This window comes from Roseateles sp. DB2 (assembly GCF_051857535.1).
Taxonomy (GTDB): domain Bacteria; phylum Pseudomonadota; class Gammaproteobacteria; order Burkholderiales; family Burkholderiaceae_C; genus Roseateles_B.
In genome coordinates this window covers 1-7158 of record NZ_JBPZGY010000033.1, presented here as the reverse complement: position 1 = coordinate 7158, position 7158 = coordinate 1, and the positions used below count along the sequence as shown (strand labels likewise).

Below are 7158 nucleotides of genomic sequence, written 5' to 3'. Positions count from 1 at the left end.
GGCAAGCCAGGTTGGAACTGAATGCGATTGGTGGACATGGTCGCCTCCGAGGTGGGGTGCGACCATCTTCATCGCCAGGTAGCTCGCCATGTGAGCCAGCGGAGATAGGTGACTAATCAGGTAGATTTAAGGCCTGACCCTGGTGCCCCATGCTGATCTTCGGAGTACTGCGCTCAGGCCGTCCGTTTGATCCAACTTTATCTGGGCCAAAGCTTGAAATTCGAGACGGTATCTGACCCCGGCTCTGCGCAAATCTGTAGGCCTTTAGATTTTAGGCCTGACCCTGGTGCTCTGGTGCTACTGGTGCTACTGGTGCTATCTCTGGTGCCGTATCTGCCCCATGCCCTCAGTCAGCAGCTGAACTTTTTAGCCTCAATAAGTATCTTTTCCTCTTGCACGTCAAATCCTCGATCCCGCAAGCACTGGCCAACGGCTTTGATAAATTCCTCCGGCTTCGAAAATTCTATTCTCCGGCTAAAAAAACATTGGATACGCAATAGGACACTGCATCCTTTGCCTCAGTTGTGGGTGGAACTTGTACCCATAGCTTTTCAGGTTCATCTACACGGGGTCTGACAGGCAAGTAACTCTTTCCAATCCTGGTATGGCAAGTGTTGGGGTTGGAGGGATAGCTAGTTTGGCTTGAGACGAATACCCACTCTTTTTTGTCGGTCTGTTTGGTTGCGCAGGCTGTGCAGATGAACGCGGAGAAAAGGATTGAAAGTGATCGAAAAAGAGAATTTGTGATCATTGGATTGCTGGCTTTTACTTTATCCGGCATGTTGTCGGCAGTGAGTTCAATTGAGGGCAAGTGATGGGTATCCAGTTAAGGCCTGGCCTTGCTCCCGTAGCGCGATCTTGGCGCCGGCAAGATGCAGTGCTTAGGCGCAGATTGCCTTCTTGGGGGCGGCTAAAGAGTAACCTTGGCTCCCAGATCTGACCCTGTCTCCATAGTCGTCGGTCTTGGGAGACATAAGAAAAATTGGTGATTGCTATGAAGCGCAAGTCGCGCAAGTCGGGGGTCAGGCCTTAAATCTGTAGGCCTTTAGATTTAAGGCCTGACCCTGGTGCCATGTTCAAGACGGTATCTGACCCTGGTGCTGTTACTAGTGCTACTGATTTAAGACTTCGAACCTGCGCAGAAGCCCGAATTCTTAAACTCTGGCATAGGCCCCAGCCTGAAGCCCAGGGCGGCAAAGAAATTGAGTGAGGTGAGCAGAAAACTCTCGAATCGCATCGTCATGTAGGTCGCATAGCATTCGGTGAATCTCTTCGGAAGAGAGATTTCCTTGGCGTTGAATACGACGATGCAGTTGTTTTGCATTAAGAAGGTTGCCTCCGTCAAAGGCGTATTCAAAATCTGGCTGGCGATACGCCTCCCATAGCGCGGTTTCGACGTTTTTTAAGGGAATGCATATTGTGTTTCTGGGAAGGTCTTGTCGCTGTTGATCTCCGTCGAGAACTGAGATGACGTGGGCCTCCGGGCCGAAAAACTGGGCAGAGCGATTACGCCGCATTAGATCAGTGACTTGATCTGCCCCTCCAATATAGATGATCTGGTACGAGAAGAAGGCCGGCGGGCAGTATCTGCGAATGACATACTCAAGAAATGCCTTGAGGACCTCGTCCTCAGTGAGTATGTAGCGATCGAAGCCGCGGAAGCCGAACAGGACGCTTTTAACAGAGTTGAAGGACATCGGCGCAAGCAGCATGCCATCAGGCGTGCGCTCCAAATAGGCGAGCTCCCCAGCGTCCAGAGTCTGCATCAAAGCAAGTGAGTGGGTTGTGAACACTACTTTGCAGCGATGACGCTCGCTCAAGATGCGCATTTGAGGGATAAGTTGAGCTTGTGCCCGCGCGTCTAACGAGGTGTCGATCTCATCGATGAAAACCAGCGGCCTCCCAGCCGATATCAATCGATATAGGTGGATCAAAAAGTATTCACCCGAGCTGAAGTGGTCCTCACGTAAATAGCGATCATCGCCCAGCAAGATGCAGCAGCAAGTCCCTCGTCGCAAAGGGATTTCAATGAGATTGTTGAACCGATCGTCGCCGTAGACTGCGTTGAGAAAGTCGATCAGCGCCTGTGGTCGAGTATGTTGACCGAGGACAATGGCACGCCGGATGTCAGGATCTGCTTCGGTCAGCATTCCAAAGAACGTAAAGCGCTGACCATGGGGTGCGGGCAGTTCCACCGAGAGTAGCTTTTTCACTGCATTGGGCACGGGTGCCCTAGTAGTGATGGTTTGAGTTGACATGTCGAACTCAAACATAAACTCTTGATCGGCGACGCGGTAGGTGATGCGGCTGTCCGGATTTACTGAATTCGCGGATGAAGTCCGGATAAACGTATCGGCGAACGATAGATTCAGCAGGGCCTTTGCTATTGTCGTTTTTCCGGTGCCATTGCCGCCTGCAATACCAACGATGCCCGGTGTCCGGATATCGACATCAAAGGCGTAGCGGACAATAGGCGGGACGTTTTCAATTTCGACGCGCATAGACGGGGTTCACGAAAATGAGCGATGCAGAAAGTAGTCTACAGCTGCTGCCCCGAACTTACGCCGAAGCTTGTCTAGATAGTCCTGGTCGACGGTGTTAACGTAATTGATCATTCCTGCAAGCTTTCGCTCGCCTCTTTGCAGGTCGTTCTCAACTTTTTCTAGGAAGCGTCTACGATCTTTGGAGTGAAAGTGGAGAAGAACTTCGATGTCCTTTTTGAATGGACCGTCAACTGACACGCTGCCGTCGGGCAGCAGAACCATACCAAGCAGTTTAACTTTCATGCCTAGGTTCATCAGCTTTGATTTACTTTGGTTTAATCTGAATTCGCCAGGGAAGACGGCATTCAGTGTATTTTCAACCAATTTATCTATCCCCTGTAGTGCTTCTTTGCAATCTCCTGAAATGGTAATGTCGTCTGAGTAGCGAGTGAAAACCAATCCACGCATATCGCATGCGGCCTTCAGCGCATCATCGAACGGCTTGAGCGCCGCGTTGCTTATGCCTGGTGACGTAGGGAATCCCATCGGCAATCCGCTCTCAGGGCAGATAAGTTCGCAGAATCGGCTTTGCCAGTGGTCGAAGTCAGAAATAGGCGTGCGATCACCACCTTGCGCGAGCGTCACTTCGACGCGTTTATGGCCAAGGCTCGGGAAGAACGATGCGATATCACAGACAAAGAAGTATTTTCCCTGCTTGTGACGGGCGACGGCATCAAAAGTGCTCACACCTTTTCGGTATGAGTAGACGACATCCTCATTGATCGGTAGGAACTCGACGACGAATAGCCGTATGAAGTCCAGACAGGCTGCTAACCGATCGTTGGGCGCGAGGATATGCCGCACCGTTCTTGCCTTGGTGAATTGTTCACGCCTGCAATTCGCGAGCACGTCCATGGAGGCGAGGTCGCTGAATTCGCGTTTTTCGTGGTTGACTGCTCGGAACAGCTCAGCGAGTGGTCGCTTGACAGCGGTCAGCAGCGGAGGTGTAGACATTCCTGGCAAATCCCATAAAATCGTTCCCATGTCAGCTGACTAGGAGTAGCTCCGGTCGTTTAGGCTGACCTCTAGGCCGTCTGATCTACTTGTGTGGTGTGCTTGGCTTGCCAAGCCGCCACACAAGACGTAGAACCCAGGACTGGCGACGTGCTCGTGCGAGCACGCTGTGAGCGTACCCCAAGTCGAAGCTCTGCATCACGCTTAAGCCCACGTGGGCTCGTGCCGCGCTGTCGCGCGGTGCTTAGCGAAGTCGGGGCTACCGACTTGCTTGTGCCCGTGTCTTCCATCCCTGAGCATTCCTTCCGCCACGATTGGATATCGGATTGGTGCAACCAGTGAGGGTTCAGCTTTCGCGATGAATCTGTCGTTGAAAGATTGAAATGCTCGCGCTAGTCCAAGCTGGTAGGCCCAAGGCACGCAGGCTTCAATGTCAACACATCGCTGAATTGAACGCACCAGCGGAATCACGCAGCTTTTCTACCAGCGGCGCCAGCAGACACCTTAGGCTTCCGGAACGTATTGGCTTCTCGGCCGCCGTATCTAGCATTGTTAGCAGCACTTCCAAGGCTTCAAGCAATTCAAGCTGCTGGCGACTCGCTTCACGTAGGCATGCCTGAGTTTGGTGAGCATCTTCAATCAGTTGGTCGATTTCGTCCTCGTTTAAGTCAGCCTTAGCCGCTGAAGTCCGCATACGATTGAGCAGGCTGATGATGCTGTCCAGTGTGGTGCACCGGGCATGGACTGCAGCAGGATGTGTACTTGCGCCCATAGCGCCTCCGTAGGTCTCAGTCATCAACGACTGCCACCCAACGCCAATTGGGCGGCAGCCCGAGTGGGTTGGCGTGCCGGGAGACCCGCGGAGCGGAGACCGGTGAGCCTGACGGCTCCCCACCCGGGCCGCCATTGATCGGACGGAGCGCGGGCGCAACGAAGTCGCGGCTCAGTGTATGCGGCTTCGATGCCGCGGGTCTCGTCGGGACGCCAATCCCGAGCCCTATCTGAAGGGCTGCGGCCAGTGTAGGGAACTGCCGCGTCTTGGGAAGAGGCGAATGCACGGCGGACCTCACCAAGCCTAGCGATGAAAATCCGCATCCTCGATGGAGAAGCGACTGTCGCTCAGCCAACAAAAAACCCGCCACAAGGGCGGGTTCTTCAATCCAAGGCAGCGCCGACTCAGTCGAACACCGGGGTTTCAACCCCCAGCACCTTGTGCAGCTTCGGACTCGTCGTCGTGTACTGCAGATGCACCCGCTTCTCCGGATTGATGATCGGCATCGCACCAAACGCAGCCAGCGCAGCCTCATGGAAGCCCGACAGAATCAGCTTCTTCTTGCCCGGGTAGGTGTTGATGTCACCCACCGCGAAGATGCCCGGCACGTTGGTCTGGAACTTCTCGGTGTCCACGAGGATCTGCTTGCGTTCCAGGGCCAGGCCCCACTCGGCGATGGGGCCGAGCTTGGGGGAGAGGCCGAAGAAGACGAGGACCTGGTCGCAGGGCACGACGCGGGTCACGCCGTCGCCGCCGGTGACCTTCACGCCCTTGAGCGCGCCGTCCTCGGCTTCATCCAGGTCCGTGACCTGGCCGACGATGAACTGCATCTCGTAGTTGTCGCACAGCTCCTTCATCTTGGCCACGCTGGCCGGGGCGGCGCGGAAGCCGTCGCGGCGGTGCAGCAGGATGACGCTCTCGGCCTTGTGCGGGTTGCCGTCTTCGTTGCCGCCGCAGAAGTTCAGGGCCCAGTCGAGGGCGGAGTCACCGCCACCGACGATCAGCAGGTTCTTGCCGGCGAACTGCTCGGGCTTGCGCACGCGGTAGTGGACCTGCGAGCCCTCGTGCTTGTCGATGCCGTCGACCTTCAGGGTGCGGGGCTGGAAGGAGCCCACGCCGCCGGCGATGAAGATGGTCTTGGTCAGGAACTGCGTGCCCTTGGAGGTGGCCACGAAGAAGCGGCCGTCTTCCTGCTTCTCCACCGTGGTGACTTCCTGGCCCAGATGGAAGGTCGCGCCGAAGGGCTCGATCTGCTTCATCAGGTTGTCCGTCAGCTCCTTGCCGGTGACGACGGGCAGGGCGGGGATGTCGTAGATGGGCTTGTCGGGGTAGAGCTCGATGCACTGGCCACCGGGGTAGGCCAGGGAGTCAATGATGTGGGCCTTGATCTCCAGAAGGCCGAGTTCGAACACCTGGAACAGGCCCACGGGGCCAGCGCCAACGATGACGGCATCGGTTTCGATCACGCCAGCCGAGGCGGAGGAGGTCGCTTGAGTCACTTGAGGATCCAATCTATCGAGTCCGGGCCCCTTGGTCGTGGCCCGCAGGGGTAATCAGCGGATGAGTTCGGAGAGCTTGTCGCTCTTGTCTTTCCATTCGTCCGCGTCGGGCAGGGCGGCCTTGCGCTTGGTGATGCTGGGCCACTTCTTCGCCAGGTCGGCGTTGATCTTGATCATGTGCTGCTGGTTGCCCGGCACGTCTTCCTCGGGAACGATGGCGTTCACGGGGCACTCGGGGATGCACACGGCGCAGTCGATGCACTCGTCCGGATCGATGGTCAGGAAGTTCGGACCTTCACGGAAGCAGTCGACGGGGCAGACATCAACGCAATCGGTGTACTTGCAGCGAATGCAGGCTTCGGTAACGACGTGGGTCATGGAGCAGCTCTAGAGTTGTTGGGCCCGGGGACCGCCTGAGCAGGGGCGCTTTGGCGGCAAAGGGCGGATTTTAATCGTGCGCGATCGTCGGCTCCACTTGATGGGGCTCAACTTGGGGGCATTGATCGCCCACGGATCGCCTGCGCCGGGCCGGCCCCACGGGCGCGGCACCGGCCCCGACGGTGACGACGGTAGGCCGCCCGCGGTGCAGCAGGCTGGCGGCAGGCAGGGTATCCACGGTGTGCTCGCTGCTCAGGGCATCGGCACAGCCGGCCCTGGACACCACCATCACCGGCGTGTCACCTGCCCATCCGGCCAGGGTCAGCTTGCGCGCCAGGGCGCCGAGCTGGCGGCCAGCCATGTAGAAGACTTCGGTGTCGGCGCTCTTGAGGGCCTGGAGGTCGCCGTCCTTGGTCATGGCGGTGGTCAGGGCCACGCTGCGGCCCTGGCCGCGGCGGGTCAGGGGGCGGCGGGTGTGGGCGGCGGCGGCAATGGCGGCGGTCACGCCGGGCACCACTTCCGAGTCGATGCCGGCCTCGTCCAGCGCCAGCAGCTCCTCTTCCAGGCGGCCGAAGACGCTGGCGTCCCCGCCCTTGAGGCGCACCACCACGCCGGCCTGGCGGGCTTCGCGCACCAGGGCGGCGTTGATGGCGGTCTGGGCGGTGGAGTCGCAGAAGCCGCGCTTGCCCACGTCCAGCCAGCGGGCGCTGGGGGCGAACTCGCGCAGGGCGGGGTCGGTCAGGGCGTCGAACAGCACCACATCGGCCTGCTGCAGGGCGCGCAGGCCACGCAGGGTGATGAGGTCGGCGCTGCCGGGGCCGGCACTGACGAAGATGACGCGTCCCATGTGATGCTCCTTGGGGTCAGGTCTTGACTCGTGGGTGCCGGCTCAGCGCACCAGCAGCGCACCCGAGGTGCGGTTGCTGGTGGGGTCGACGACGATCAGCGCGCCGGCCACGCGGTTCTGGGCATAGGCCGCCAGGGGCAGCGGGGCCTGCAGCTCGACCACGAC

At 58.2% G+C, this 7158-nt stretch carries 6 protein-coding genes; all 6 read right to left on the bottom strand.

The features are described from left to right. Positions 1-1154 precede the first annotated feature (1154 nt). The 6 genes from ACS5PK_RS22495 to cobA all read right to left on the bottom strand — a co-directional run bounded on the left by ACS5PK_RS22495 (position 1155) and on the right by cobA (position 6993). The gene (locus tag ACS5PK_RS22495; protein ID WP_439442498.1) at positions 1155-2501 is read right to left on the bottom strand and encodes an AAA family ATPase; all 1347 of its coding nucleotides are present in this window, start codon (positions 2499-2501) and stop codon (positions 1155-1157) included. Between the two features lie 9 nt (positions 2502-2510). Beyond that, on the bottom strand, positions 2511-3527 hold the full coding sequence (locus tag ACS5PK_RS22490; protein WP_439442497.1) for a reverse transcriptase domain-containing protein: 1017 nt from the start codon (positions 3525-3527) through the stop codon (positions 2511-2513). A 403-nt stretch (positions 3528-3930) separates the two neighbouring features. After that, positions 3931-4293, bottom strand: coding sequence for a hypothetical protein (locus ACS5PK_RS22485; RefSeq protein ID WP_439442496.1), 363 nt, complete (start codon positions 4291-4293; stop codon positions 3931-3933). A gap of 380 nt (positions 4294-4673) precedes the next feature. Continuing rightward, positions 4674-5768 (bottom strand): NAD(P)/FAD-dependent oxidoreductase, encoded by a 1095-nt coding sequence (locus ACS5PK_RS22480; RefSeq protein ID WP_439442495.1) that lies wholly within the window; start codon positions 5766-5768, stop codon positions 4674-4676. A 54-nt stretch (positions 5769-5822) separates the two neighbouring features. After that, a complete protein-coding gene (gene fdxA, locus ACS5PK_RS22475; protein WP_269629811.1) occupies positions 5823-6146 on the bottom strand; it encodes a ferredoxin FdxA in 324 nt (107 codons plus the stop codon). A 70-nt stretch (positions 6147-6216) separates the two neighbouring features. After that, a complete protein-coding gene (gene cobA, locus ACS5PK_RS22470; protein ID WP_439442494.1) occupies positions 6217-6993 on the bottom strand; it encodes a uroporphyrinogen-III C-methyltransferase in 777 nt (258 codons plus the stop codon). Between the last annotated feature and the right edge of the window lie 165 nt (positions 6994-7158).